The following is a 26,793-nucleotide window of genomic DNA, read 5'->3' as shown; positions in this document are numbered from 1 at the left end:
TGGCCACCCCAGCACTCCGGTGATCAAGAGGAATGCGTCAAGAATGATCTCGACGATGACACATTCCTCTTGATCACCGCGCCGGGCCGGGACGCGCCGGGGCCGGTAGGGAGGGCGGGGAGGGCCGGGCGGCGTGATGTCGTAGGTGACTCAGCTCCCTAGTGGCTGTTCACCGCATTGGCGGGTTCTGCTTGCGGAGCCTGCTGGTTGTCGTGAGGTGGATCAGCCGAAGGACTTCATGGTGCTCCAGTCCGCGCCCAGCACGACCTTCACCGGGGTGCCGGCACTCGTGGCGGAGGGGTGGTAGACCCGGATCTGACCGTCGGCGCCAGACCGGACCCAGAGGTCGGGCACCTGGTCGCCGCTGACGTCCGGGATCGCGATCACCGAGCTCATCGCCGCCTCCGTCCAGCCGGTGCCATAGGAGACGTCGCCATCGCGCGAGTTGGCGGCCTGCTTGAGCGAGTGCAGGTCGACGCTGCCCGCTGCCGCCCCGGGCAGGCCGTGGCGGACGTACATGTTGCCGTTGTCCAGGTTGCGCCAGAGCAGGTCGGGGGTGCCGTCGACGTCGACGTCCGCCACGTTGACGATGTCCCGGCGCCCCCAGGCGGACCCCTCCATCAGGGTCGCCTCCTGGAAGCTCGCCCCGGTGTAGCCACCGAGCATCCAGAACGCCGTCCCGGCCCGTACCACCAGGTCCGGCCGTTGATCGCCGGTGACGTCACCGACGGCCTTGATCTGGGTCCAGGTGCCCGGATCCGGCGCGCCGGGCGGCAGCAGGACCCGCAGCCGGCGGTTGACGTCGAAACTGCCGTACCCGTCGCCGGGGTAGAGCCAGAATCGGCCGTCGGGGGTGCGGGCGAACAGGTCGGTGACGCCGTCGCCCGGGTAGGCGTCGTCGTACTTGGCGATCAGGGCCGCCTTGGCGGCACCCGCGTCCCACCAATGTCCCGGCGGGTTCAGTTCGTTGCCGGTGGTGTAGGAGGCGGCGAGCCACGAGTACAACTCGCCGCCCTCATCGCCCGCGTAGGTGCGCAGGTTGCCCGTGGCATCGACGAGGATCAGGTCGGGCAGGTCGTCGCCGGTGACGTCGCCGGGTTTGTCGGCAGTCTCGCTGGGCGGCACGTAGAAGGTGTAGTCGGTGCGGACGCTGCGGTTGCCGACCGCGTCGAGGGCGTACACGTGCAGGGTGTTCGGGCCGGCGTGCCGGGGAGCCAGACCGGCCACGGTGGCCTTGCCGCCGCTGGCCGGGATCGTGAGGGGGTTGATGCTCTCGAACGAGTAGGTGAACTGGGCGGCGCCCGCCGCGCTGAACTCGACCGGCCCGGTCTGCCCGAACTTCACGGTGGACCAGGTGGCGCCGTCCGGGGTCGCCTCCAGCCACACGTTGCTGGCGACGTCTGGAGCCGGGGGCGCGGACGCGTCGATGGTGAAGCGGCACGGCTCGGTGCCGGGCGGGTAGTACGAGGAGGAGGCGTTCGAGGAGTCCTCGGCGCGGACGTCCCAGGAGTAGGTGACCCCGTCCTCCAGGTCGCTGGGGAGGATCGTCCGGCTGCCTATTCTGTAGTCACCCTCGGCTTGCGTGTCGGTGACGAGGGTGCCCGCGGGCACCGTGGTGCCCGTCCGCCAGAAGCGGAAGCGCAGCCCCTTGAGGTTGCCGTCCGGGTCGATGGCCTTCGCCGACAGGGAGATCGTGGTCCGGGCGATGGTGGCGCCGCCGCCGGGGCCGGGCACGCAAGCGCCGCCGGGCGAGGTCCGGCCGTCCGTCGGCTCGCCCGGGGGACGGTTGTGGACGACCTCCAGCTCGGCCGTGTTGGCCTTGAACTTGCGCCAGGTCAGCGTGTCGGACTCGCTGGTGGCGCGCATGCCGAGGGTGATGCTTCCCCAGCCCTTGGTGGCGGCCTCCTGTGCCGCGCCCAGCACGTCGAACCGGACGTACTCGTCGTCACAGCTGCTGCCGTAGCCGTGGGCGAAGGACCGCTTCTGCTGCACGGACTCCCATGCCGGTTGCTTCTGCCAGGTGCTGCTGGAGGAGATGGCTCCGGTGAGCCAGAGCTGCATCTCCCGGGCCGTGCAGGACCAGGAGTGGTTGTTCAGCACCCGGAAGCCGGCCTCGCTGACCACCGTTCCCTTGATCTTGCTGTCGAAGCCCATTCGCCAGAAGGAACGCGTCGTCAGGGGGGTGTCCTCGTCGTAGCCGACCCGGGCGTCCGAGGTGCCGCTGTTGAAGTTGGTGCTGTGGTAGGTGTTGGTGTTCGGGCTCTGCTTGTAGACGGTGGCCCAGGACTGCAGTCCTGTCTTGAGGGTCGGATCGAGGAAGAGCGGGAAGAGCGCCTCGGGATCGGTGAGCAGGCCGGTGGCGGCGGCGTCCAGGTGCAACCGGGCCTCGCCGGTGTCCTCACCGTCGAGTCGGGTGGGCATCGGGCCCTGACGGGAACCGGGCTCGGCGCCGCTGAGGCCGGAGAGCTGTAGCACGTCGGCGCTGGTGTCCACTGCCGTGCGCAGCGGCGTCTCGGGCGAGGTGGGTTCCCGGCCGGCGGAGTCCCAGGCGAACGGGCTGGGGATGGAGCCGATCTCCGCACCGCTGGCCGGGTCGAGGATCTGCACCCCGCTGGTGAGTTGCTGGTGGCGGAAGACGGCCGTCGCGGACCGAAGCCCGTAGGTCAGGGTGTCGACGGCGTCGAGGGTGGCGGCGTTCCGGTTCTTGACAATCAGCAACTGCCCGAACCCGCCCTCTTCTCGGGCGACGACGAGTAGGTCGACACCGGGCAACACCTCAGGGTAGAGCGCGCGGGGCCCGTCCAGCACCGGTTCCGGCAGGAGGCCGGGCCACAGGTACGTGATCGTGTGGCCGTCGATCTGCACCTCGGCGAGGGCGGTCTCGGCGGGACTCTCGGGCTGGTGGGCCGGGGCGAGCCGCAGGGAGTTGGTGGTGCCGCTCGACTGCCCGCCCTGCTTCGCCGCGGAAGGGCTGCCGGCGGAGAAGCGGACCGGCACCGGCGCGTTGGCCGGCGTGACATCGAGCCCGGCGGGGGTGTTGCCGGCCCGGGCGAGGGTGGTGTCGATCGGGGCCCACTGCCCGGAGGCGGTCTTCGCGCGCTGGGGCACCGCGTGGAAGGTGGTGCGGAGCTTGCTGTCCGGGCGCGCCCAGGTGAGCGAGGTGGCGGTGGTGGCGGTGTCGACGGGCACCTCCTGACCGGTGCGTCGGGCCTCGGCCATCGCGGCCGCGTAGTCCCGGCCGACGGTGTCCACCGGCGCGGCCTCGGTGGCCCGCTGTGGTCGGGAAGGTCGGCTGTCGTCGGCGCGTAGCCAGTACGGCAGCCCGGCCACGAGGAGCGCGACCAGCAGGAAGCCCAGGGTGCAGAGCTGCCGGGTACGCGTACGCAGGAAAGGGCTGAGCAGGCGAGGCACGGTCACGGCGGTCTACTCCCGTGGGGGCCGGGCGGACAGGGCGGCGGCAACGACGAGCGATCCCGTCCGGCGGAGGGCCACGGGGCAGCAAGCGCGGGCACACGATCGCACAACCAGTCGCCAGCTCGTCACACTTTCTTCCGTTATCGATTCGTGATCTTGTACGCGCTGTCGTCGAGAGTCGCGACCAAGAGTTGACCTACGCGGCTTTCCTCGGCCCAACTTGCCGGTCATGTGCGGATTGATCCGTCAAGGGGGGAATCCGTTGCCTCGACGGCCCTCGCGAGGAAATAAGCCGTGACCAGGATCACTGGCATGTCGCTCTGATCACGTCCAGTTACCTTGAGTAAGAGTGCTGGTTGATCCACAGTGCTCAGGCGTGCCACGCCCGGCGCGTGCCGTGCCATCGCGGTCGTACCGCGATCTCTTCCGTCTTCGCGCCTGGGTGGGAGCCGACGTATGCCTGGTACCGGATTGCTGTCCCGACGGCGTCCCGGCCGACCCGCCCGACCGGTCACGGGCCGCCGGCGGTGGTCGCCCACCCGTCGGGCCCTGGCGCTGGCGCTCTCGGTCAACCTGCTGGTGGCGCTCGCGCCTGCGCAGGCGTGGGCGGTGCCCGGCGCTGGGATGAGCCGCACCGGGATGCCGGTCGAGCTGCCCGATATCCCCACGATCAAGCACGTCGACCACGACGCGGACGCCGAGACGGAGCTGACCACCGCCGACGAGGTGCCGGTGGACCCGTACGAGCCGCAGGCGGTCACCCCGTGGCAGCAGGACAGCGGCGAGGTGGACCTGACGGCCGCGACCCCCGGCACGCCGCTGCCGGTCGAGGACCTGCCGGTCGCCCTCGGCGTACCCGAGGGCGGCGACCCGGCCGACCTGGCCGGCACCTGGAAGGTCGACCTTTCCAGCCCGGAGGCGTCCCAGGCCGTCGGGGCCCCCGGCCTGATCATGAAGATCACCCCGCCGGTGACCGCGGACCCGGACGCGGAGGTGGCCCTCAGCGTCGACTACACGCCTTTCGCCGACCTCTACGGCCCGCAGGCGGCCGACCGGTTCGGCCTGGTGCTGCTGCCCAGCTGCGTCTACGACGACCCGGACGGCGGGGACTGCGCCCCAGACACCGGCGGCGCGCCGCCCCTGGCTTTCAGCCCCTACCAGGCACCCGGCCCGGACGCCGGGGCGGCCGTGTCCAGCGAGACGGAACTGGTGCCGGCCGACGAGGCGCCGACCGCGACCGACGACGACGGCACCCGCCGACTCGTCAACGGCAGTGTCTCGATCGGGTCGCTGCTCGCCGGCCCGAGCGGCGCCGCGGGCGCGCGCAGCGCGGCGAGCGCCGCCGGCGCCGGGGTCGTCGGCGTGCTCGACACCGGGGCCTCGGCCGGTGGCGACTACACCGCCACCCCGTTGCTCTCCTCCGGTTCCTGGGCGGCCGGCGCCTCCTCCGGCGCGTTCACCTACGGCTACCAGGTGCAGGTGCCGGAGGCTCCCGGTGGCCTGATGCCCCGGGTGAACCTGGGCTACTCCTCGCAGTCGGTCGACGGCCGGACCTCGGCCACCAACAACCAGGCATCCTGGATCGGCGACGGCTGGGACTACAGCGCCGGATCCATCACCCGCAGCTACGCCAACTGCACGCAGGACTCGAAGAAGTCGGGTGCGAACAACGCCACGCACCGCACCGGCGACCTGTGCTGGGGCTCCGACAACGCGACCCTCTCCCTCGGCGGCATGACCACCGAACTCGTCTGGGACGCCGACGAGGAAACCTGGTTCACCGCCAACGGCGACGGCTCCCGGGTGGAGCTGGTCGAGGACACCGGCAAGGCGAACGGCGATGCCGACGGTGAGTACTGGATCGTCACCACCCGCGACGGCACCCGTCACCACTTCGGGATGCACCGCCTCCCCGGCTGGTCCACCGGGGACCCGGTCACCAACTCGGTGCTGACCGTCCCGGTCTACGGCAACCACGCGGGCGAGGACTGCTACCAGGCGGGCAACTGGGCCGGCTCGGTCTGCACCCAGGCCTGGCGCTGGTCGCTGGACTACGTCGAGGACGTCCACGGCAACGCGATGAGCCTGTGGTGGGCCAAGGAGACCAACCACTACGCGCGCAACTTCAACTTCAAGGCCCCCGTTTCGTACGACCGGGGCGGCTACCTCACCCGGATCGACTACGGGCAGCGCGCCAACACCATCTTCTCCGCCGCCCCGGCCGCCCAGATCACCTTCACGGTGGCGGAACGGTGCTTCGCCGAGGGCACCGTCACCTGCACCGAGGCCAACTTCACCAGCAGCGACCCGGCCAAGTACCGGATCTGGTACGACACCCCGGCTGACCTGCGTTGCAGTGACGACAAGAAGTGCTGGAACGCCTCCCCGTCCTTCTTCACCCGCAAGCGGCTCGACAAGATCACCACCTCGGCGCAGCGGCAGCCCGGCAGCACCGCCCGCCAGGTGGTCGACGAGTACCAGCTCGCGCAGGCGTTCCCCACCACCCGGACCGGCCCGAACACCGCGCTCTGGCTGGAGTCGATCACCCGCACCGGGTACGGGCCCACCGGCGGCACCGACAAGATCACCCTGAACCCGGTGCGCTTCGAGGCCAACCCCGAGGACATGCCGAACCGGGTGCGCAACGACGACCGCCCCGGGTTCTCCCGGCTGCGCATCGCCCGCATCATCAACGAGTACGGCGGCGAGACCGTCGTCAGCTACAAGCAGCCGACGGGCGACTGCGCCACCGGCACCGGACTGCCCGGCAAGACGGACACCACCGCGCTGAAGAACAACAACCGGCTCTGCTACCCGTCCTTCTGGCACCCCGACCCCAGCGCCGAAGAAATCGACTGGTTCCACAAGTACGTGGTGGACAGCGTCGAGGAACTCCCCGCCATCGACGGCCCGGCGGTCAGCACCCTCACCCGGTACAGCTACGCCGACCCCGGATGGAAGCTCGCCGAGCAGGAGTTCACCAAGAAGTCGGCCCGGACCTACTCGCAGTTCGCCGGCTTCGCGCAGGTCACCGTCCGCACCGGCGAGACCGACGCGGACCACGGCGACGGCAGCGTGGCGACGAAGTCCGTCACCCGATACTTCCGGGGCCTGGGCGACGACGTGTCCGTCGAGGACACCGCCGGCCAGGAGATCGCCAAGGACCGCGAGCCGTTCGCCGGCCGCATCGCCGAGGAACTCACCTACCCCACCGCCGACGCCGCGGCCGGCGACTGGCTCACCCGCAGCGTCACCTACCCGGCGGCCGAGGAACTCGGCCGGCGGGACCGGGACGACGGGCTCAGCCCGCTGCGCGCCTGGCGGGTCACCGAATCCCGGGTGGTCGCGCACAGCCGCTCCTCCGGCACCGGCGACGACACCCGCACCACGCGGAAGGTCGAGACGAAGACCAGCTACGACGCCACGCACGGCCTGCCGACGCAGATCGAGTCGCTGGGCGACACCGGCAAGACCGGCGACGAGACGTGCACCCAGCTCAGCTACCTGCACCGGCTCGACCGGAACCTGGTCGGCCTGACCCAGCAGATGCTGACCAGCCCCACCACCTGCGCCGCCGCCACCTGGACGAACCTGGCGTCGCTCAGCTCCGCCAGCCGGATCGGCTACGACGGCGCGGCGTACGGGACCGCCCTGGCGGCGGACACCCGCGCCCTGGTCACCCAGACCTGGTCGCTGAAGGGCGACGGCTCCGGCTTCCAGTCCGACGGCACCGTCGGCTTCGACGCCCTCGGCCGGGTCGTCTCCCGCACCGACCCCGACCTGAAGACCTCCACGACCACCTACACCCCGACCGCCGGCCAGCCCTTCCAGGTCGAGGAGAAGAACTCCCTCGACCACCGGCAGATCCAGGAGTTCGACCCCGGCCGCGGGGTCGTGGTGCGCAGCACCGACCTCAACGACCGGGTCAGCGAGTCGAAGTTCGACGCCCTGGGCCGCCTCGTCGAGGCGTGGGCCGCCGGCCGCGCCCCGTCGGCCGGGGCGATCCCCGACTTCCGGGCCGAGTACACCATCCAGGCGGGCAAGCCCCCGTACGTCACCACGAAGGCCCGCAGTCACGAGAACCGGGTGGAGACCGCGGTCACCATCTACGACGGCCTGGGCCGGGAACGGCAGAGCCAACAGGAGGCCGTCGGCGGCGGACGGCTGATCACCGACACCCTCTACAACCGGGCCGGCGAGGTGGGGCAGACCCGCAATGCCTACTACGCCGACGGCAACCCGAGCGGCACCCTGTTCACCCCGGCCGCCGACACCGCCGTGCCCAACGCCACCCGCTACACCTACGACGGGCTCGGACGGGTCGTCGAGGAGATGCCCGTCCACAACGGCGTCGAGGTGCCGCTGCGGTCCACCCGCTACGAGTACGGCGCGGACCACTCCACCGTGCTCAACCCGGCGGGCGCGGCCTCGTACCGGCTGTTCACCGACGCCCTGGGCCGCACGGCGCGGGTCGACACCTACACCAAGGGCGACCGCAGCGCCTTCGTCTCGATGCGCTACCAGTACGACCCGCAGGGCCAACTGACGCGGGCCACCCACTCCGAGAACCCGAAGGAGTGGACCTGGAGCTACGACCACCGGGGCCGGCCGGTCAGCGCCACCGACCCGGACACCGGCGTCACCACCCTCACCTACGACCACCGGGACCGGCAGGTCACCAGCACCAACGCCCGGGGCGTCACGGTGTGGAACGGCTACGACGAGCTGTCCCGCCCCGTCCAGCAGCGGCTCGGCGGCAGCAGCGGCACCCTGCTCGGCGAGTACACCTACGACACGGTGGCCGGCGGCAAGGGCCTGCCGGCGACCGCCACCCGCTACACCGACGGGCTGCCGTACACCCAGAGCATCGGCGGCTACACCGACGACTACCAGCCGACGTCGACCACGCTGACGCTGCCCGCGAGCATCGCCAGCACCTGGGGGCTGCAAACCTCCTACACGTACGGCTACACCTACACCGACACGGGCATGCCCGAGTCGACCGTGCTGCCCGGCGTCGGGGCGCTGCCCACCGAGAAGGTGCTGGTCCGCTACACCAAGGACGGCCTGCCCCTGTCGGTCTCCGGCAAGGACTGGTACGGCGCGGAGACGGTCTACTCGCCGTACGGCCAGGTGTTGCGCTCGACGCTCGGCGCGCAACCGCACCGCGTCTGGGCCATGGCCTCGTACGACGACGCCAGCGGCGCCCTGACCAGCCAGCAGGTCTACCGCGAGAAGGCCGGCGCCACCGGCGTCGTGGGCGGCAACCTGGTGTCGAACCGCCACTACTGGTACGACAACGCCGGCAACGTCCTGGCCATCCGCGAGCAGGCCGACGGCATCCAGGAACGGCAGTGCTTCCAGTACGACGCGCTCGGCCAGCTCAAGCGGGCGTGGACCGCCGCCGACCAGGCGTCCTGCGCGCCCGGCCCGGCGGGCACCGGTGGGGTGCTCAACGTGGCGGCCGGCGCGGACGGCTCCGGCTACTGGCAGGAGTACGAGTACGACCTGCTCGGCAACCGCACGGAGCTGGTGGAGAAGGACCTCACTGGCGACACCGCCAAGGACGCCACCACCACCTACGCCTACGGCAGGGCCGACGGCAGTCAGCCGCGCACCCTCACCACGGTCACGAAGAACTACGTCACCCCGGCCGGCGCCGCGATCACCGCCGCCGCCCAGCGGCTGTACGAGCTGACCGGCGAGACGAAGTCGGTCACCTCGGTGCAGAACGGCGACGAGCAGACCCTGACCTGGACGTACGACGGCCAGGTCGAGCGAATCACCGGGCAGGGCAGCAAGGGCCGGACCTCGTACGTCGGCCTGGGCAACAAGTGCCTGGACCTGAACGCCGGCCACGCCGCGGCCGGTCAGCCGGTGCAGTTGTTCGCCTGCAACGACACGGTCGCACAGAAGTGGGCATTCACCCCGGCCGGCGGGCAGCCCGACCCCAACCTGGGCACCCTGTCCATCTACGACACGTGGTGCGTCCAGCCGACCGGCACGACGGCCGGGTCGGCGGCGCAGATCCGCGCCTGTGACGGTGGCACCGACCAGCGGGTGGAGCGCCTGTCCACCGGGCAGCTCCGGCACACCTCGTCGGGGCTGTGCCTCGCGGTGCGCGACGCGGCAACCGCCGACGGCACCCCGATCGTCCTGGCCGCGTGCGCGGGCGGGGCAGCGGCGCAGCAGTGGCAGGCGCAGAACGAGACCCGGCACATCTACGGGCCGGGCGGCTCACGGCTGCTGACCGTGCAGGGCCGGCAGGCCACCCTGCACCTGGGCGAGTCGCAGGTGACCACGCAGCAGGGCGGCGCGCTGGTGAGCAGCCAGCGCTCGTACGCCGCCCCGGGCGGGTCGGTGCTGCGCTACGCCCACGGCACCAACCCGTCCGCCCTCGTCGCCGTCGTCGGCGACCACCAGGGCACCCCGTACGCCGAGGTCACCCTCGACGCCACCATGACCACCCGGATCCGCAAGCAGGACCCGTTCGGCAACCAGCGCGGCACCGCCGCCCTGGCCGCCAACATGCAGACCCCGGCCGGGTTCCTCGGGGCCAACCGTGACGACCCCTCCGGGTACGTCCCGTTGGGCGCCCGCCTCTACGACCCCAGCGTCGGCCGGTTCCTCTCCGCCGACCCGGTCCTCGACACCGCCGACCCGTTGCAGTCCAACGGCTACACCTACGCCCACAACAACCCGGCCACCCACACCGACCCCTCCGGCCTGTCCATCTCGCTGACCCCGTCGGAGACCGCCGCCGCCCTCGCCGGCGCGGGCCTGTCCGCCGCCCAGGTGGCGGACGCCCAGGCCATCATGGGCAAGTCCATCACCTCGATCATCCTGTCCGTCGCCTGGGACGTCCTGAAGGACTTCCTCGGCATCAACGCCGCCCTGGGCTGCTTCGGCGGCAGCGTCTGGTCCTGCATCGACCTCGTCACCAGCATGCTGAGCCCAGGCCTGAAGGCCGCCAGGAGCGCGCTGAAGATCGCCAGCGCGGTGAAACGCACCTTCAGCGCCATCCGCGCCCTTCAGAACGCCAAACGCGCCGCCGAGAACGTCCTGCGCGCCGCCAAGGCCGCCGAGACCGCCGCCCTCAACGCCAAGAGAATCGCCATCGAACGCGCCAAGCAGGCGGCCCAAGCGGCCAAGAAGAAGGTTCAGGACAAGGTCAACACGGTCAGCAACCGCGCCACCGAGCAGGCCAAGAAGACCGGCAACCCCGTCCAGAAGGGGGCCCAGGCCCGCGCCAACCCCAAGGGCTCCACCGCAGCCACCACCAGAAACGGTGGCGGCGGAAAGTCAACGGGCTCCAAACCCGGCGGCAGCTCGGGCGGCTCCAACCGCTCCAACGGTGGCTCCAGCGGAGGCGGCGGCACCGGCAAAGCCGACGGCGGTCGCTGCAACACCGACAACAGTTTCATCCCCGGCACCAAGGTCCTGATGGCCGACGGCACGACCAAGCCCATCGAGGACATCGCACCAGGTGACAAGGTCCTCGCCACCAACGCCGACACCGGCGAGACCGAGGTCGAGACGGTCACCGCCACGATCACCGGCACCGGTGCCAAACACCTCGTCACCATCACCACCAGCGACGGCCGGAGCGGCGGGGACGGCGACAGCGGCACCTCCAAGATCACTGCGACAGACGGACACCCCTTCTGGGTACCCGAGCTTCGGCAGTGGGTCGACGCCACCGACCTCCAGGTTGGCCAGTGGCTCCAGACCAGCGCCGGCACCCGCGTCCAGGTCACCGCGGTCAAACGACACGTCACGACCTGGGCAACCGTCCACAACCTCACCATCGCCAACACCCACACGTACCATGTACTCGCCGGTGATGTGTCGGTACTCGTCCACAACTGCGGTGAGGCGTCCGACGAACTACTCGATCTCGCCGATGAAAGTATCGGCAAGACCAATACGGCGAGTGAAATTGTTTCGGTGGATGGAATGGTTGGGAGAGGGGTTAGTGGTGCTCGAGAGTTATCTGATCTAACGCCTCAGGTGCGCACTGCAGCAGAGGCTACCGGACACCACAGAGGGTGCTCCGAGATTGGGGCGCTGTGTGAACTGGAGCTACAAGGAGCGGAGCTCGCAGGCGCTAAGGCGACGACAGTCAAGGTTATGGGCGGCAGTCAAGAGTACGGACCCGAGGTGCATGGCGAAATTTATCCGAAGTGCCCGTCATGTGTAAGGCTATTCGACTTTCTTGACGGGAGGGGGTGAGAAGCGGTGATTGATGGATTGACGCCCAGGGCTCTAGAATTCCTGACCATGCGAGGGCGAAAGTTCTTGCGGTCTGCGACCGATCTTCTACGGCACTCCGATGAATCGGCGGAGGCTGTCGTTCTTTCCCATGAGCGAGAATTCGGAGGAATATCCTTTCCGGTTCTCGGGGGCGAGTTGGAGGGCTGGATTCGGCTCGGCGTCAAGTCTGGAAAGATTTGGCTGTCTAGTGCCGGTGAACAGGTGTTCAATTTCGCTGAGCCGGAGTTTGTGCAATGCGGATTACTTTGTAGGGTGGATGGATACTTTGGGGTATCTTGGTCGAGGGAGTTCCTTCCTTGGCACGCCAGCGTACGCCACCTGATCGAGGCGAGTGCCGTCTGGGGAGATCTCACTGGATGGCGGAAATCGGCCCTCTGCGACGGGGATCCAGCCGCTGTCTTGAATGCCGTAAATGATCTTTCAAGAGATGATTTCGCTTCGTCGCGGGAGACGTCCTGGTGGATGGGCGGCGATGTGGCGATTTATCTTGAACCCCACCTCACTTACATTCCGAAGAATTCTTTCCGAATTCATGTTCTGGCGTCAAGCTCGGAATCTGATCGACGCGTGAAGAAGAGCCTTGGTCGCATTGGGCAGTCGCGGGCCGACCTCTCGGTTAGACTGCTGGACGACATAGTGCCAAGCCCCAGTGAGTGCCCATTCTGTTGACGCGATACCAGCTCTGGCAAGATTCGCACGCGCGCCTTCACTGGACAACGTTTCGCTGCTGATATTCCTAGCCTGTTGGGAGTTGAGACAGGTCTTCAAGGCGGTCTCTCGGGGAATCGTCCCGCCGGGATCGGGTAGTTCTACAGTGGCGGTAAGATGCTCGATGGATTCTGCCCATTCGGTTAATCCGTCGGGCCGGTGGTCGAAGTTCAACTGTGAGGAGTTAGGTGGTCGTTTACGAGGTCGAGTGTAGAGCAGGAGATCGCTCGGATCTCGCGCCTTCGCCTGCGAGTTATGGTTGGGCCCACTTCCATGCTTTCACTGCTCTGCTCGCTGCAGAGGAACGGATATGTCTTGAGGAAATGATGGACTACGGGGGTGTGGTTCCTTGGTTTAGGGTTGAAACCTGCCTTCGGCCAATGTTCGATCTGAGCCTCCTTGATGACGGCATGCTCGCACTCGAGTGGGTCCTGGGAATGCAGTCGCGTCTGCATGAGGTGTGTGCTGCTTGGGGGGTCGGATCCTATGCTGGCAGTGCGGAAGAAGATATGAAGGCGGAGCAGTCTGCCGAGCTGGTAAAGTTGGTTTCGGTTGTCGACTATTGCGTTGAGGTCGGGCGGTCAATGAGGGTTCGATGACCTACTCAGCTTCAGCTGATCCGCGCTCATTATCTTCGTCGGCTTGCTCATTTTTGCTCGACTTAAGAAACAGGCCTTGATTCGGTAGTCGCCCGCCTTTGAACCTCGGGATTTAGGCGCGATGGGGCGGGCGGTCAGTGGCGGGTCCAGGCGACGAAGCGGGCGAAATAGGCCGCCGGATCCACCTCCTCCGGATTGGTGCGCAGCCGGTCGGCGATCGCGTCGTGCATCAGCACGCACAGGTAGATCGCCAGCCCGACCCGATCCCGCGCGTACTCGGCGCGTAGGCAGAGCTTCGCCGGCTGGCAGGGCCACGGCGCAGCACACACCCGACACCGCCACGCCGGACGGGTCGCCTCGTGCCGGCGCAGTTCGGCCAGCGACACCCCGTACCCGCTGCTCATGGTCGTCGCCCGCCCCACCGTAGGGGCTCGGCGGCCCGGTGCGGCGCGGTCGCCGGAGCCCTCGACGGTGCGGTTGACAGGGCCGCCAACAGAGGGGCCACCAGCCGGGCGGTCGGGGCGGCGTGGCCGGTTCACCGCCTGCCCGCCTGCCGCTCAGGGCCGGGCCGGCACAGCATGCGGTCGGGGCAGGGCCAGCGCAGGCCGCACACGCAGTGTCGCCCCCAGCGGGACCAATCGCGGCGGTGCGTCGGGCCCAGCGGCACTGGCCGGTCGGTGCGGCGTCTTCCGGGGATGCCCACGTGCGCCTCCTGGGTCGGGTCGGTTCATGGGGATGGGGGCAGGAGCCGGGATGAGGTCGGGGGAGGCTCCTGCCCCCTCGGGGGGACCACGCCGCGAAGCGGTGGTCACTGATGATGCTCGTTTCGTTGCTGGCGGTGAGCAATGCTTCGGAGAAGAATGCGGATCAAGGGATGAGGTGCCTTACGCGACGACAGATAAGGGGATGACGTGGACGACTCGGGCAGCACAGTCCCGCGTAGGCAGCTCGGCAGATATCTGAGGGAGCTTCGCGAGAACGCGTACGTGACGGTCGCGGCGGCGGCCAAGGAACTCGAATGGTCGGCACCCCGGATCTGGCGCTACGAGACGGGTCAGGTCTCGATGCACCCGAACGACGTGGAGGCCATGTGCCGGGTCTACGGCGCGTCCCGCGAGACCATCGACACCATGCGCGTCCTGGCCCGGGAGACCAAGGCGCACGGCTGGTGGCACAGCTACGGGGAGGCGATCAAGGACTGGTTCAAGCTGTACGTCGGCCTGGAGTCCGCCGCGACGCGGATCCGCAAGTATGAGGCCGACCTGGTGCCGGGCCTGTTGCAGACCGTCGAGTACATGACCGAGGTGATCGCCACCGACTGCCCGCAGTTGAGCGAGGCGGAACGCCGGGCGAAGGTGGACGTGCGGCTGCGCCGGCAGCGGCTGCTCGTCCGGGCGATCCCCCGGCCGCCGCAGCTCGACGTGATCCTCAGCGAGGCGGTGCTGCGCCGGCCGCTGCGCGACCGGGCGGCGATGGTCCGCCAGCTCGACGCCCTGACGGTGGCGGGCGGGCAGCACAACGTGACCGTCCGGGTGCTGCCGCTGGACGCCGGGCTGTTCCGCTGGTCGCAGGCGGGCACGTTCACCATGCTCGACTTCCCGCAGCAGGTGCGGGAGCCCGAGCCGACCACCATCTACTCCGACGGGCCGTGCGGCGCGGTCTACCTGGACAGGCCGCACGAGATCGAGACGTACGAGGAAGCCTGGCGCTCGCTCGCCGAGCGGGCGCTGAGCGGGGCCGAGTCCCGCGAGCTGATCGCATCGACAGCGAAGGAGATGTCCAGTGCAGCGTGACGGTGTGTGGCGCACGTCCACCCGCTCCGGCGGGGAAGGTGACTGCGTCGAGGTGGCGGCGTTCGCCGAGGCGGTCGGCGTGCGCGACAGCAAGGACCGGCAGGGCCCGACGCTGAGCTTCGCCCCGGCGGCCTGGGCCGGCTTCGTCGGGGCCACCCGGGCAGGCCGCGTCGCGGCGTCCCGTTCGGGCTTCGACGCGGCGGCCCGGTAGGGCACGCCCGACCGCCCCTGGCGACACCGGGTAGAAGACCGGGCAACAGGCCCGCCGCGCCCCCGCGCGCGCTCACCGTGCGGCGGCGCGGCGGGCCTGCGTGCTCGATGCGCGGCGGGCCCGCCAGTCCGACAGGGCGAGCGTCGCCGAATACCCGGCCAGCACGATCACGTGGAAGAGATAGAGCCAGAGCAGCACCGCGACCCCGCCGCCGATCGCGTCGAAGCCGCCGAACGGCACCCCGAGGTCGAGCGGCAGCGACGCGAACAGCACGAAGCCGTGCAGGAAGCCCGACAGGTTCGCCGCCGTGAACGACCCGATCGCCAGCGTCGACAGGAAGTCCGGCGACGCCGGCCCCACCACCCGGAACACCCACATCAGCACCGGGGTGAGCACCAGCCAGACGCCGAGGAACGACAGGACCACGCCGAGCGCGCCCCGCCAGCCGCCCTGGCGCACCAGGTGGGTCGTCACCGGCAGGGCCAGCAGGATCGACAGCAGCAGCGCGGGGGCGGGCGCGAGCAGCGGGAGCAGCAGCAGCCGGCCCCGCCAGCCGACCAGCGCCCCGCCCGGCTCGCGCGGGGCGGCCACCGACACGAACGCCCGGCGCAGCCCCTCGCCGTACAGCGACGCCGGCAGCAGCGAGGCCAGCGCCAGCGCCGGGGTCAGGCCGAGCCCGGCCTCCAGCAGCGCGGCCACCGCCCGGTTGGCACCGATGTCGGTGGGCAGCGTCTCGATGGCGTACGAGGTGAGCCGCCGCACCCGGTCCGCCCCGGCGACCAGCCCCGTCGTCCAGATGGCCAGCAGCGCCACGGGCACCACGGCGATCGCGCCGTAGAACGTGATGGCGGCGGCGTGCAGCGACAGGTCCCGCCCGCGTACCGGCCGGAACGCGGCGCTGACGATCCGCTTTGCCCGCTGCCATCCGTCTGCCACCGCGTCCTTCTTCCCCGCCCCGCCGCCCGGTACGCATTACGATCCCGCGTCATGACCGTGCTCACCACGGAACGCCTCGTCGTCCGCGACTGGACCGCCGAGCCGGGCGACCTGGCCCGGATCTACGACATCTACTCTCGTGCCGAGGTGGTGCGCTGGCTGGGCGCGGCCCCGGGCCTGCCGCTGACCGACCCGTCCGGCGCGGTCGACCGGCTCGCCGCCTGGCGGGAGCGGCACGCCGCCCACGGCGACCGGTACGGCACCTGGGCGATCGAGACGCGCGCCGACGGGCGGGTCGTCGGCACGGTGCTGCTCAAGCCGCTGCCGGGCCGCGACGAGCGCGTGCCGACCACCGACATCGAGGTCGGCTGGCACCTGCACCCCGACTCGTGGGGCCACGGGTACGCCACCGAGGCGGCCCGCGCGCTGGTGGCCCGGGAACTGGCGACGGGCACCCCGCGGGTGTGGGCGGTGGTGTCGCCGGGCAACACGGCGTCGGCGGCGGTGGCCCGACGACTCGGCATGGCCTACGTGGGCCGGCGCACCGACTGGTACGGCGGCGAGGAGCTGGACGCCTTCGTCCTCCGCCCCCACGCCTGACAGCGCCTGGCGGGCGCGTCACCGCAGCCGACAACGCTGGCAACACCGCCACGCGGACCCTGGGGATGCACCCCGCTGGTCGGTGCCGACACTTCACCTGGTCAGCCGTTGCCGGACCGGTGCCGGCGGCCTACGCTCGTGCCCGCGCCGGCAGCCCCGGGGAGATCCCAGGCAACCTCGGCAGGCCGGGTTTGCGACAAGCAGGAGGACGGACATGGTGGTGCCGGGCGGTCCCCAGGGCTATGCCCCGCTGTCGGCGGGCACCCGCCCGGGTGCAGCGGGGGCCCGCCCGGGGAGTGCGGCGGCCACCGCCGTCGCCGTGGTCGCGGTCGTGCTCCTGGTCGTGCTCGCCCTGATCGTGGCACTGGTCGGGATGTTCCTACCGATGGCCGCGGACGCCTGCGGCACCGAGGGAACCGAGGGGCTGATGATCTGCGGGCCAGCCGGTGAGTTGGCGGTGCTCGCACCGACCGGCGGTGCCGTACTCGGGGTGCTGGTCGCTCTCGCCGGTTTTGTGCCGTTGCCGTTGCGGCACCGCCGGTTGGTCTTCATCGGCCTGGGCTACCTGCTCGTCCTCGGCGGCCTCGGGATCGGCTTCCTGGTGGCCTTCAGCGGCTGGTGACGTGATCCGGCCACCCGTTTACCCAGGCCCGACTTCCGTCGGACAGGTTGTGCGATGCGCTGCGTCGAGGGCTGCGACGGCTAGGTGCCGACCCTGCCCCTGTACGAGCTGGTCGACGGCGAATACCGCCCGCTGGCCGTCGCCGCGGCCGGCAGCACGTTCACGATGATCCGCCCGTTCGGGTTCACGGTCGACCCGGCCGACCTGCTGGGCGACGAGGCGCACTGACGGCGGCGAGGCTCCCAGCGGGCGCATAGCCCGGCTGGGGAAGAATGGGCGGGTGACAACTCCCCGCGATCTTGTGCTGCTCGGCTCGACCGGTTCGATCGGCACCCAGGCCATCGACATCGTCCGGCGCAACCCCGACCGGTTCCGGGTGGTGGCGCTCGGCGCCGGGGGCGGCAACGTCGAGCTGCTCGCCGCGCAGGCCCTCGAACTGCGCGTCGAGGCGGTCGGGGTGGCGAAGGCGTCGGCCGCGCAGGACCTCCAGCTCGCCTTCTACGCCGAGGCGAGCCGGCGCGGCTGGTCCAGCGGCGAGTTCAAGCTGCCCAAGATCGTGGCGGGGCCGGACGCGATGACCGAGCTGGCGCAGTGGCCCTGCGACGTCGTACTCAACGGGGTGGTCGGCTCGCTGGGGCTCGCGCCGACGCTCGCGGCGCTGCGCGCCGGGCGTACCCTCGCCCTGGCCAACAAGGAGTCGCTCGTGGCCGGCGGCCCGCTCGTGAAGGCCGCGGTGACGCGGCCGGGGCAGATCGTGCCCGTCGACTCCGAGCACTCGGCGCTGGCCCAGTGCCTGCGCGGCGGCACCAGGGGCGAGGTGCGCCGGCTGGTGGTCACCGCCAGCGGCGGGCCGTTCCGGGGGCGGCGGCGCGACGAGTTGACGCAGGTCACGCCCGAGCAGGCCCTCGCGCACCCGACCTGGAACATGGGGCCCGTCGTCACGATCAACTCCGCGACGATGGTCAACAAGGCGCTGGAGGTGATCGAGGCGCACGAGCTGTTCGACGTGCCCTATTCCGACATCACCGTCATGGTGCACCCGCAGTCGGTGATCCACTCGATGGTCGAGTTCGCCGACGGGTCGACGCTGGCCCAGGCCAGCCCGCCCGACATGCGGCTGCCCATCGCGCTGGGCATCGGCTGGCCCGACCGGGTGCCGGACGCCGCCGCCGCCGTCGACTGGACCACCGCGCACACCTGGGAGTTCGCCCCGCTCGACGACGAGGCGTTCCCGGCGGTGGCGCTGGCCAAGGCGGCCGGCGAGGCGGGACGCTGCCGCCCGGCGATCTACAACGCGGCCAACGAGGAGTGCGTCGCGGCGTTCGTCGCCGGCCGGCTGCCGTTCCTCGGCATCGTGGACACCCTCCGGCGGGTGCTGGACGACGCTCCCGATTTCGCCGAACCAGGTACCGTCGAGGACGTGCTCGCCGCCGAGTCGTGGGCGCGCGCGCACGCGCAGGAGATCATCGTGGCGTCACCATCGGCGGCGTCGTCGGTCTCGGCGGCGTCGTCGGCATCGGCATCGGTGGAAGGAGCTTGATGGCGTACCTGCTCGGGGTGGTCCTGTTCGCCCTGGCCATCCTCGTCTCGGTCAGCCTGCACGAGGCGGGGCACATGCTCACCGCCAAGGCGTTCGGGATGAAGGTCACCCGCTACTTCGTCGGCTTCGGCCCCACCATCTGGAGCTTCAAGCGGGGCGAGACCGAGTACGGCCTCAAGGGCATCCCCCTCGGCGGCTTCTGCAAGATCGTCGGTATGACGCCGCAGGACGACGACGTCGAGCCGGGCGACGAGCACCGCGCGATGTGGCGCTACCCGGTCTGGAAGCGGACGATCGTGATGTCCGCCGGGTCGGTCACCCACTTCGCGCTGGCCCTCGTCGCGACCTGGATCATCGCCGTCTCCGCCGGCCTGCCCAACCCCGACTTCCCGACCACCGACGCCGAGGCCCGCCAGGAGCCGGCGGTCATCGCCCTGGCCAAGTGCGTGGTGCCGGAGAACGCCGTGCGCGAGTGCGCGGCGAGCGACCCGGCCAGCCCGGCCGCGACGGCCAACCTGCGCGACGGCGACCGGATCACCTCGCTCAACGGCACCCCGGTCAACAACTACGGCGAGCTGCTGACCGCGCTGCGGGCCACGAAGCCGGGCGACACCGCCCAGATCGGGTACGTCCGCGACGGCCAGCCCGGCACCACGAGCACCGTGCTCGCGCAGACCCAGCGCCCGCCCCTGGACGACCCGAAGGGCACGGTCGGCCCGGTCGCCGCGCTCGGCATCGGCCTCCAGTTCAGCACCCCCACCCGGGTCCAGTACGGCCCGGTCGCCGCCCTCGGCGGGACCGCCCGGTTCACCGGCGACATGGCCGTCGGCACGTACGAGGCGATGAAGCGCATCCCGCAGAAGGTGCCCGCCCTCTGGACGGCGATCACCGGCGGCGAGCGGGACGTGGACACCCCGATCAGCGTGGTCGGCGCGAGCCGGCTCGGCGGCGAGGCCGTGGAGAACAACGCCTGGCTGGTGTTCTTCATGCTGTTCGTGTCGCTGAACTTCTTCATCGGCGTGTTCAACCTGCTGCCGCTGCTGCCGCTCGACGGCGGCCACATCGCCATCGCCTGGTTCGAGCGGGTCCGGTCCTGGGTCTTCGCCCGGTTCGGCCGCCCGGACCCGGGCCGCGTCGACTATCTCAAGCTCATGCCCATCACGTACGTGGTGATCCTGATCGGCGGCGTGTTCACACTGCTGACCGTCACCGCGGACGTCGTCAACCCGATCACGCTCTTCTCAAGGTGAGTGCCTGAAGTGACCGCAGTCAGTCTCGGTATGCCCGTCGCGCCGCCCCCCGCGCTCGCCCCGCGCCGGGCCAGCCGCCAGATCATGGTCGGCTCGGTGCCGGTCGGTGGGGGCGCGCCGGTGTCGGTGCAGTCGATGACCACCACCCTCACCTCCGACGTCAACGCCACCCTCCAGCAGATCGCCGAGCTGACCGCGTCCGGCTGCCAGATCGTCCGGGTCGCCGTGCCCTCGCAGGACGACGTGGAGGCGCTGCCGGCGATCGCCCGCAAGTCGCAGATCCCGGTGATCGCCGACATCCACTTCCAGCCCAAGTACGTCTTCGCCGCGATCGACGCCGGCTGCGCCGCCGTGCGGGTGAACCCGGGCAACATCCGGCAGTTCGACGACAAGGTCAAGGAGATCGCGAAGGCGGCCGGCGACGCCGGGGTGCCGATCCGCATCGGCGTCAACGCCGGCTCGCTGGACAAGCGGCTGCTCGCCAAGTACGGCAAGGCCACCGCCGAGGCGCTGGTCGAGTCGGCGCTGTGGGAGTGCTCGCTGTTCGAGGAGCACGGCTTCCGCGACATCAAGATCTCGGTGAAGCACAACGACCCGGTGGTCATGATTCGGGCGTACCGGCAGCTCGCCGAGCGCTGCGACTACCCGCTGCACCTCGGCGTCACCGAGGCCGGGCCGGCGTTCCAGGGCACCATCAAGTCGGCGGTCGCCTTCGGCGCGCTGCTGGCCGAGGGGATCGGCGACACGATCCGGGTGTCGCTGTCCGCCCCGCCGGTGGAGGAGATCAAGGTCGGCAACCAGATCCTGGAGTCGCTGGGGCTGCGCGAGCGGGGCCTGGAGATCGTCTCCTGCCCGTCGTGCGGGCGGGCCCAGGTCGACGTCTACAAGCTGGCCGAGGAGGTCACCGCCGGCCTGGAGGGGCTGCCGGTGCCGCTGCGGGTGGCCGTCATGGGCTGCGTCGTCAACGGTCCGGGGGAGGCCCGCGAGGCCGACCTCGGCGTCGCCTCGGGCAACGGCAAGGGGCAGATCTTCGTCAAGGGCAAGGTCGTCAAGACCGTCCCCGAAGGGCAGATCGTGGAGACGCTGATCGAAGAGGCGCTGCGGATCGCCGACGAGATGGGCGCGGAGCTGCCCGAGGAGCTGCGGGACCTGCTCCCGGGGGCCACCGTCACGGTGCACTGACCCGCCGCACCACGCCGCACCACGCGCCGACAGGGGGCCGTTCCGCCGGGAACGGCCCCCTGGTCGTGTGCCCTGCTGTGCCGCGCGTGCCTGCTGTGCCGCGCGTGCCTTGTGCGCGGGCGGTGCGCGGGGCGTGAGAAGGGGACCCTTCTCGACCGTATGCGTTAACAAGGGGCCCTTCCTTACCCCTCGGCGAGGATGGCGTAGAGCTTGCGCCGGGTCTCGGCGAGCACCTGCGCGGCCCGCTCCCGCTGGTCGTCGGTGCCGGTCATCATCACCTGCCGCAGCGCGTGCATCGCCTGCGTGCCGGCGTCGCGGATGTCGTGCCAGCTCGCGACGGTGTCCTCGGCGAACTCGCCCCACGGCGGGGCCTGCGCCGCCTCGTCGGCCTCGGCCCGGCCCGCCTCGGTGACGGTGAACCGCTTGCGCCCGCCGCCGGCCTCCTCGGTCGCGGCGGCGACGACGCCCTCGTCCTCCAGGAGCTGGAGGGTCGGGTAGATCGACCCTGGGCTGGGCCGCCAGGCCCCGCCGGTGCGGGAGTCGATTTCCTGGATCATCTCGTAGCCGTGCATCGGCCGCTCGGTGAGCAGGGCCAGCACGGCGGCGCGGACGTTGGGCCGCCGCCCCCGGCCGCGCCCCCGGTGGCCACCCCGCCCGCCGCCGTGCGGGCCCCCGTGGCCGGGCGGGACCGGCGGGAAGGGCGGGCCGGGAGGACCGGGTGGGAACGGCGGGAAGCCGAAGCCCCGCATCCGCGCCTCGTGAATGTGCGTCCGTCGGTGGAACCCCATGGTTCTCTCCCCTCGAAGTTCTGTCGCTGATGCATCAACGATATATCGCCAACCGGTCGGCAACAACTCGTTTCTGCGCCGCCGGCCGCCGGGCCGCCGGGGACCCCGGCCCGGCCCACGGCGGACTCCGTACTCGGCCGGCGGGGCGGGCGGCCGATCTGGCAGGCTGGAGGCGTGCTGACGGCGCCGGTGCGGCAACTCGGGGAGTCGGAGCGGCGTGCGGTCGAGCGGCTGCTCGACCTCGACCCGTTCGCGGGGGCGCAGGTCGCCGAGCGGGTCACCGCGCGCGGGCTGGCCTGGTGGCGGGCCGAGGCGCGCATCCTGGGCTACGGCGCGCGCCGTCACCTCGAGTCGATCTGCTGGCTCGGCGGCAACCTCACCCCCGTGCTCGCCTCGGAGTCGGCCGTCGCCGCCTACGCCGAGCTGCTCGGCGCCGAGGAACGGCTCTGCTCGTCGATCGTCGGCCAGGCCGACGCGGTGCTCGGCCTCTGGGACCGGCTCTGCGGGCACTGGGGGCCGGCCCGGGACGTCCGGCCCAACCAGCCGCTGCTGGCCACCGACGCGCTCCCGTCGGTCGTCGTCGACCCCGACGTGCGGCTGGTACGCGGCAACGAGGTGGACCGCCTCTTCCCCGCCGCCGTCGCCATGTACACCGAGGAGGTCGGCGTCTCGCCGCTGGTCGAGGACGGCGGGCGCGGCTACCGGCGACGGGTCGCCGACCTGGTCCGCACCGGGCGGGCGTACGCGCGGTTCGTCGACGGCCAGGTCGTCTTCAAGGCCGAGCTGGCGGTGGTGACCCGGCACACCGCGCAGGTCCAGGGGGTCTGGGTCGCCCCGGAGTGGCGCGGCCGGGGGATCGCCGCGGCGGCGATGGCGGCGGTCACCCGGGACGCGCTGCTGCGGGTCGCCCCGACCGTCAGCCTGTACGTCAACGACTTCAACCTGCCGGCCCGCCGCGTCTACGAACGCTGCGGGTTCCGCCCGGTCGGCACCCTCGCCACCGTCCTCTTCTGAGGTGCAAGGAAGGGCCCCCTCTTAACGCCTGCGGTAGAGAAGGGTTCCCCTCTCACCCCGGGCGCGGGGAGCGCGGGGGTGCGGGGAGCGCGGGGCGCGGTGGGTGGGGAGGGCACCCGGGCGGGTGGCGCGGGCGGTAAATGCGTTGAAGGCGTCGGCCGGATCACGGAGGGTGGAAACACCGCCACCCGAGTGTCCGGAGGGACCGACATGCGCCTTTTCCGTGACCTGTGGGCCACCTCGGCACGCCGGATGACGCTGGTGGCGACGCTGATCGTGCTCGGCGCCGCCGGCCAGGCCGCCGCCGCGGCGCTCGCCGGCCCGGTGCTGGTGCACCGCTCGGGCTTCCTGTTCGCGGTCCTGGCCGTGGCGCTGTGCGCGGCCGTCGTCACCGACCTCACCATCGGGCTCGTGATGGCCGGGGTCACCGCCGACTGGTCGGCCGACGTGCGGCGGCGGCTGTGCCGGGTGGCGCTCGGGCAGGACCTGCCCACCCTGGAGGGCACCCCGGTCGGCGAGCTGCTGGACCGCATCGACGGCGATGTCTACCAGGTGGCCTCCGAGGTGCGCGGGCACGGCGTACGCATCGCCCAGATGAGCGCCACCGGCCTGCTCTCCACGGTCGTGGCCATGTTCGTCTGGTGGCCGGCCGGGGTGAGCATGCTCGCGTTGACCGCGCTGCTCGCCCTCGTCCTGCGCCGCCCGACGCGGCGGATCGCCCCGGCCCGGATGGCCGAGGAGGAGGCCTGGACCGACCTCGCCGCCGTGATGGAGGAGGCCGTCCACGGCCAGGACGACGTGCGCACCAGCCTCGCCCGGCCGTACGTGCTGCGGCTCTTCGCCCGACGCGCGGCGACGGTGCTGGCCCGGGGCAACCTGGTGTGGCGGATGTCCGCGTGGGTGACCGCGACCGGTGCCGGCGTCATCCGCGTCGGCATCGTCGGGGTGGTCCTCGGCGGGGCGTGGGCGCTGGCCGCCGGCCGGATCGACGCGGCCCGGCTGACCGCCGTCTGGCTGCTCGTGCTCGCGTTCGGCGCGACCGTCGAGCACGTCAGCCGGATGGTGCCCGAGCTGCAGTACGCGCTCGGCGCCTGGGGGCGGGTGCAGCTGCTCCAGGACGCCCCGCAGGAGCCGGCCGGCGGCCGGGAGCCCGTCGACGGCGACCTGGTCGTGCGCCACCTCACCTACCGCTACCCGGCCGGCGGCTCCGACGGCGACCGCGCGCCGGCGCTGCGCGACGTCTCGCTGACGTTCGCCCGGGGCCGGTCGTACGCCCTCGTCGGCCGCACCGGGTCCGGCAAGTCGACCCTGGCCAAGGTGCTCACCCGGGCCGTGGACCTGCCGCGCGGCACCGTCCTGCTCGGCGACACCGACCTGCTCGACCTCGACGTCGAGCTGCTGCGCCGGTGGATCGCCGTGGTGCCGCAGCGCACCGAGATCCTGGCCGGCACCCTCGCCGAGAACGTCGCGCTGTTCGACCCCGACCTGCTCGCCGACGCCGCCCGGGCGCTGGACGAGCTGGGGCTGACCGCCTGGATCGCCGGGCTGCCCGACGGCCTGGACACCCGGCTGGGCGAGGGCGGGTACGTGCTGTCCGCCGGGCAGGAGCAGCTCGTCGCGTTCGCCCGGATCCTGGTCCGCGACCCGCACGTGGTGATCCTCGACGAGGCCACCGCGCGGCTGGACCCGGTCACGGAGACGCTGGTGCAGCGGGCCACCGACCGGCTGCTCGCCGACCGGATCGGCATCGTGATCGCCCACCGGCTCTCCTCGGTGCGCCGCTGCGACGAGGTGGTGGTGCTGGCCGACGGCGCGGTCGTCGAGGCGGGGCCGCTGCACACCTCGGAGCGGTTCGCCGAGCTGCTGGCCGTCAGCCACGCCTCCGCGTACGCCGGAGCGGGTGTCGGAGCGGGTGTCGGGGCCGGCGCGGGCGTCGGCGGGCGGGCCGGCGGCGCCGCCGCCGTGCTGACCGACCCGCCGCGGTCGGACGCGCCCGGCGGCCCCGGGGAAGCCGGCGCGCCCGGCGGGTCCGACACGCCCGTCGGGACCGCGCGGGTGAAGGTCGAGCCGCCCGAGCTGCCGCCGGCCCCGCGCACCCGCACGATGCGGGAGATCCTCCGCCTCACCACCAACAACCCGCGGTACGGCCTCGCGGCGATCACGCTGTTCGGCTTCGGGGGTCTGCTCGGCCTCGACGGCTCGATCCTGCCCTGGCTCTGGGCCGACCTGGTCGACGGGGTGGGCGGCCCGTGGTGGCCGGCGGTCGGCATCGTCGCCGCGCTGCTGGTGACGACACCGGTGCCCTACCTCACCAGCACCATGTTCCCCAACTGGTGGGTGCGGCAGATGCTGCGGATCAGCCTGCGGCTGGTGCACGGGCAGACCGGCCCGCGCCGGATCAGCGGGCACACCCCGGCGGAGGTGGTCGCCCAGGGCGGCGACACCGAGCGGGTGGTGATCCTCGCCGACAACATGCTCGACCAGGCCATCTCCGTGCTCATCGTGGTGACCATGACGTTGGTCTCCGGCAGCTGGGTCCCGGCCCTGTTCTTCGCCGGGACGATGGTCGTCTCCGGGCTGGCCGCGACGCTGTTCGGGCCGCGCCTGGAACGGTCGGCGCGGGCCACGGTGGCGGCGCGGGCGGCGTTCGCCACCGCGCTGGTGTCGTCGCTGTCGGCGGCCCGCACGGTGAAGCTGGCCGGCGCGACCCGGCCGGTGCTGGGCCACCTGGCCGACCTCGACACCGCCCGCAGCGAGCGGCAGCGGCGGGAGATCTCCGTGCAGGTCTGGGCCCGGTCGACGCCCGCCCTGGCCAGCGGCCTGCTGCCGATCGGCGCCTGGGCGCTCTACCTCGGCGGTGGGCTGTCCGCCGGGGCGACCCTGGTCGCGGTCTCCACGCTCGGCGCGGCCCGCTGGTTCGCCTGGACGACGGCGTCGCTGGTGTCCCAGCTGCCGTCGGCCCGGGTGTGGACGCGCCGCACGGTCGCGATGGCCGGGGTCGGGGCCTACTCGGCGTCGGTGCCAGGGGTCGACCTGACCGCCGGCACCGCGCCCGCGCCGGAGCCCCCGCCCCGGCGTCCGCTGCGCCGGCTGGAGCTGGCCGGCTTCGGCGCGCTGCACACCGACGGTACGCTCGCTGCCCACGACGTCGACCTGACCGTCGAACGCGGGCAGCTCGTGCTCGTCGTCGGGCCGGTCGGGTCGGGCAAGTCGTCGCTGCTGCGCGCCCTCGCCGGGATCGTGCACCACACCGGCACCCTGCGCTGGAACGGCGAGCCGGTCACCGAACCGGAGGTGTTCCTGCGTCCCCAGCAGGTCGGCTACGTCGGCCAGCTGCCCCGGGTGCTCTCCGGCACCGTCGCCGACAACGTGGCGCTCGGGCACGACGTGGACGCCGCCGCGGCGGTGTCGACGGCCCAGCTCGAACACGACCTGGCGGCGGCCGGTGGCGTCGGTGAGGGCGGGTTGGGCCTGCTCATCGGGCACAAGGGCACCCGGCTGTCCGGCGGGCAGCTCCAGCGGCTGGCGCTGGCCCGGGCGCTGGCCCCGCGTACGGAACTGCTGGTCGCCGACGACGTGTCCTCGGCGCTGGACGTCACCACGGAGCTGGAGCTGTGGGCGGCGCTGCGCGAACACGGGGTGACGGTGGTGGGCTCGACGTCGAAGCGGGCGGCGCTGGTCCGCGCCGACCAGGTGGTGGTGCTTGTCGACGGCACCGTCGCGGCCCACGGCCCCTGGCGGGACCTGGAACGGGACTGGGGCCACCTGGCCGGCTGACCCGCCCGCGCCGCCGCTGACCCGCCCGCGCCGCCGCGGGCGCGGGCCCGCGGCGGCGCGGGGCGGGGGAGGGCCGAAGGCGCCC

Annotated in this window: 15 protein-coding genes; 11 read left to right on the top strand and 4 right to left on the bottom strand. The window is 71.6% G+C overall.

All coding sequences use genetic code 11. The features are described 5' to 3' along the window. Positions 1 to 222: 222 nt before the first annotated feature. On the bottom strand, positions 223 to 3,417 hold the full coding sequence (locus tag LPA42_RS22865) for a DNRLRE domain-containing protein (RefSeq protein ID WP_077936663.1): 3,195 nt from the start codon (positions 3,415 to 3,417) through the stop codon (positions 223 to 225). A gap of 453 nt (positions 3,418 to 3,870) precedes the next feature. On the opposite strand from LPA42_RS22865, the gene LPA42_RS22860 reads away from it, so the two are divergent. Continuing rightward, a complete protein-coding gene (locus tag LPA42_RS22860; RefSeq protein ID WP_077936664.1) occupies positions 3,871 to 11,646 on the top strand; it encodes a ricin-type beta-trefoil lectin domain protein in 7,776 nt (2,591 codons plus the stop codon). 1,483 nt (positions 11,647 to 13,129) lie between these two features. Here LPA42_RS22860 and LPA42_RS22855 read toward each other — a convergent pair. Continuing rightward, on the bottom strand, positions 13,130 to 13,399 hold the full coding sequence (locus LPA42_RS22855) for a hypothetical protein (RefSeq protein WP_077936666.1): 270 nt from the start codon (positions 13,397 to 13,399) through the stop codon (positions 13,130 to 13,132). A 507-nt stretch (positions 13,400 to 13,906) separates the two neighbouring features. On the opposite strand from LPA42_RS22855, the gene LPA42_RS22850 reads away from it, so the two are divergent. Both LPA42_RS22850 and LPA42_RS22845 read left to right on the top strand, forming a co-directional pair. Continuing rightward, on the top strand, positions 13,907 to 14,788 hold the full coding sequence (locus LPA42_RS22850) for a helix-turn-helix transcriptional regulator (RefSeq protein WP_077936667.1): 882 nt from the start codon (positions 13,907 to 13,909) through the stop codon (positions 14,786 to 14,788). A gap of 4 nt (positions 14,789 to 14,792) precedes the next feature. Further along, entirely contained in the window at positions 14,793 to 14,999 is a 207-nt protein-coding gene (locus LPA42_RS22845; RefSeq protein ID WP_077936674.1) for a DUF397 domain-containing protein, read from the top strand. 72 nt (positions 15,000 to 15,071) lie between these two features. On the opposite strand, the gene LPA42_RS22840 is transcribed toward LPA42_RS22845, so the two are convergent. Continuing rightward, the gene (locus LPA42_RS22840; protein ID WP_077936668.1) at positions 15,072 to 15,935 is read right to left on the bottom strand and encodes a YhjD/YihY/BrkB family envelope integrity protein; all 864 of its coding nucleotides are present in this window, start codon (positions 15,933 to 15,935) and stop codon (positions 15,072 to 15,074) included. Between the two features lie 51 nt (positions 15,936 to 15,986). On the opposite strand from LPA42_RS22840, the gene LPA42_RS22835 reads away from it, so the two are divergent. From LPA42_RS22835 to ispG, 6 genes are all read left to right on the top strand, one after another. Next, positions 15,987 to 16,535: a GNAT family N-acetyltransferase gene (locus LPA42_RS22835; protein ID WP_077936669.1), complete on the top strand. Its 549-nt coding sequence runs from the start codon at positions 15,987 to 15,989 to the stop codon at positions 16,533 to 16,535. Between the two features lie 214 nt (positions 16,536 to 16,749). Next, positions 16,750 to 17,157: a hypothetical protein gene (locus LPA42_RS22830; RefSeq protein WP_096761599.1), complete on the top strand. Its 408-nt coding sequence runs from the start codon at positions 16,750 to 16,752 to the stop codon at positions 17,155 to 17,157. A gap of 84 nt (positions 17,158 to 17,241) precedes the next feature. Further along, positions 17,242 to 17,385 carry a hypothetical protein gene (locus LPA42_RS22825; protein ID WP_158229389.1) on the top strand — a complete coding sequence of 48 codons (144 nt, stop codon included), beginning with the start codon at positions 17,242 to 17,244 and terminating at the stop codon, positions 17,383 to 17,385. Positions 17,386 to 17,437: 52 nt separating this feature from the next. Further along, entirely contained in the window at positions 17,438 to 18,697 is a 1,260-nt protein-coding gene (dxr, locus tag LPA42_RS22820) for a 1-deoxy-D-xylulose-5-phosphate reductoisomerase (RefSeq protein ID WP_077936671.1), read from the top strand. Next, complete coding sequence (locus LPA42_RS22815) at positions 18,697 to 19,947, top strand: RIP metalloprotease (protein WP_077936672.1); 1,251 nt, start codon at positions 18,697 to 18,699, stop codon at positions 19,945 to 19,947. The genes dxr and LPA42_RS22815 overlap by 1 nt, the downstream gene beginning before the upstream one ends. 9 nt (positions 19,948 to 19,956) lie before the next feature. Next, positions 19,957 to 21,129, top strand: coding sequence for a flavodoxin-dependent (E)-4-hydroxy-3-methylbut-2-enyl-diphosphate synthase (gene ispG, locus LPA42_RS22810; RefSeq protein ID WP_077936673.1), 1,173 nt, complete (start codon positions 19,957 to 19,959; stop codon positions 21,127 to 21,129). A gap of 182 nt (positions 21,130 to 21,311) precedes the next feature. Here the strand turns inward: ispG and LPA42_RS22805 are convergent, their stop codons facing one another. Next, complete coding sequence (locus LPA42_RS22805; RefSeq protein WP_228986844.1) at positions 21,312 to 21,917, bottom strand: PadR family transcriptional regulator; 606 nt, start codon at positions 21,915 to 21,917, stop codon at positions 21,312 to 21,314. A gap of 174 nt (positions 21,918 to 22,091) precedes the next feature. Between LPA42_RS22805 and LPA42_RS22800 the strand changes: the two genes are divergently transcribed. Both LPA42_RS22800 and LPA42_RS22795 read left to right on the top strand, forming a co-directional pair. Continuing rightward, positions 22,092 to 22,931: a DUF4081 domain-containing GNAT family N-acetyltransferase gene (locus LPA42_RS22800; protein WP_077936676.1), complete on the top strand. Its 840-nt coding sequence runs from the start codon at positions 22,092 to 22,094 to the stop codon at positions 22,929 to 22,931. A gap of 210 nt (positions 22,932 to 23,141) precedes the next feature. Continuing rightward, positions 23,142 to 26,708 (top strand): ATP-binding cassette domain-containing protein, encoded by a 3,567-nt coding sequence (locus tag LPA42_RS22795; protein WP_077936677.1) that lies wholly within the window; start codon positions 23,142 to 23,144, stop codon positions 26,706 to 26,708. Positions 26,709 to 26,793 lie beyond the last annotated feature (85 nt).

Origin of the sequence: Micromonospora sp. DH13, from assembly GCF_020873825.1 — a bacterium.
Lineage (GTDB): Bacteria > Actinomycetota > Actinomycetes > Mycobacteriales > Micromonosporaceae > Micromonospora > Micromonospora haikouensis.
This window is presented reverse-complemented; position numbering and strand designations above follow the sequence as displayed.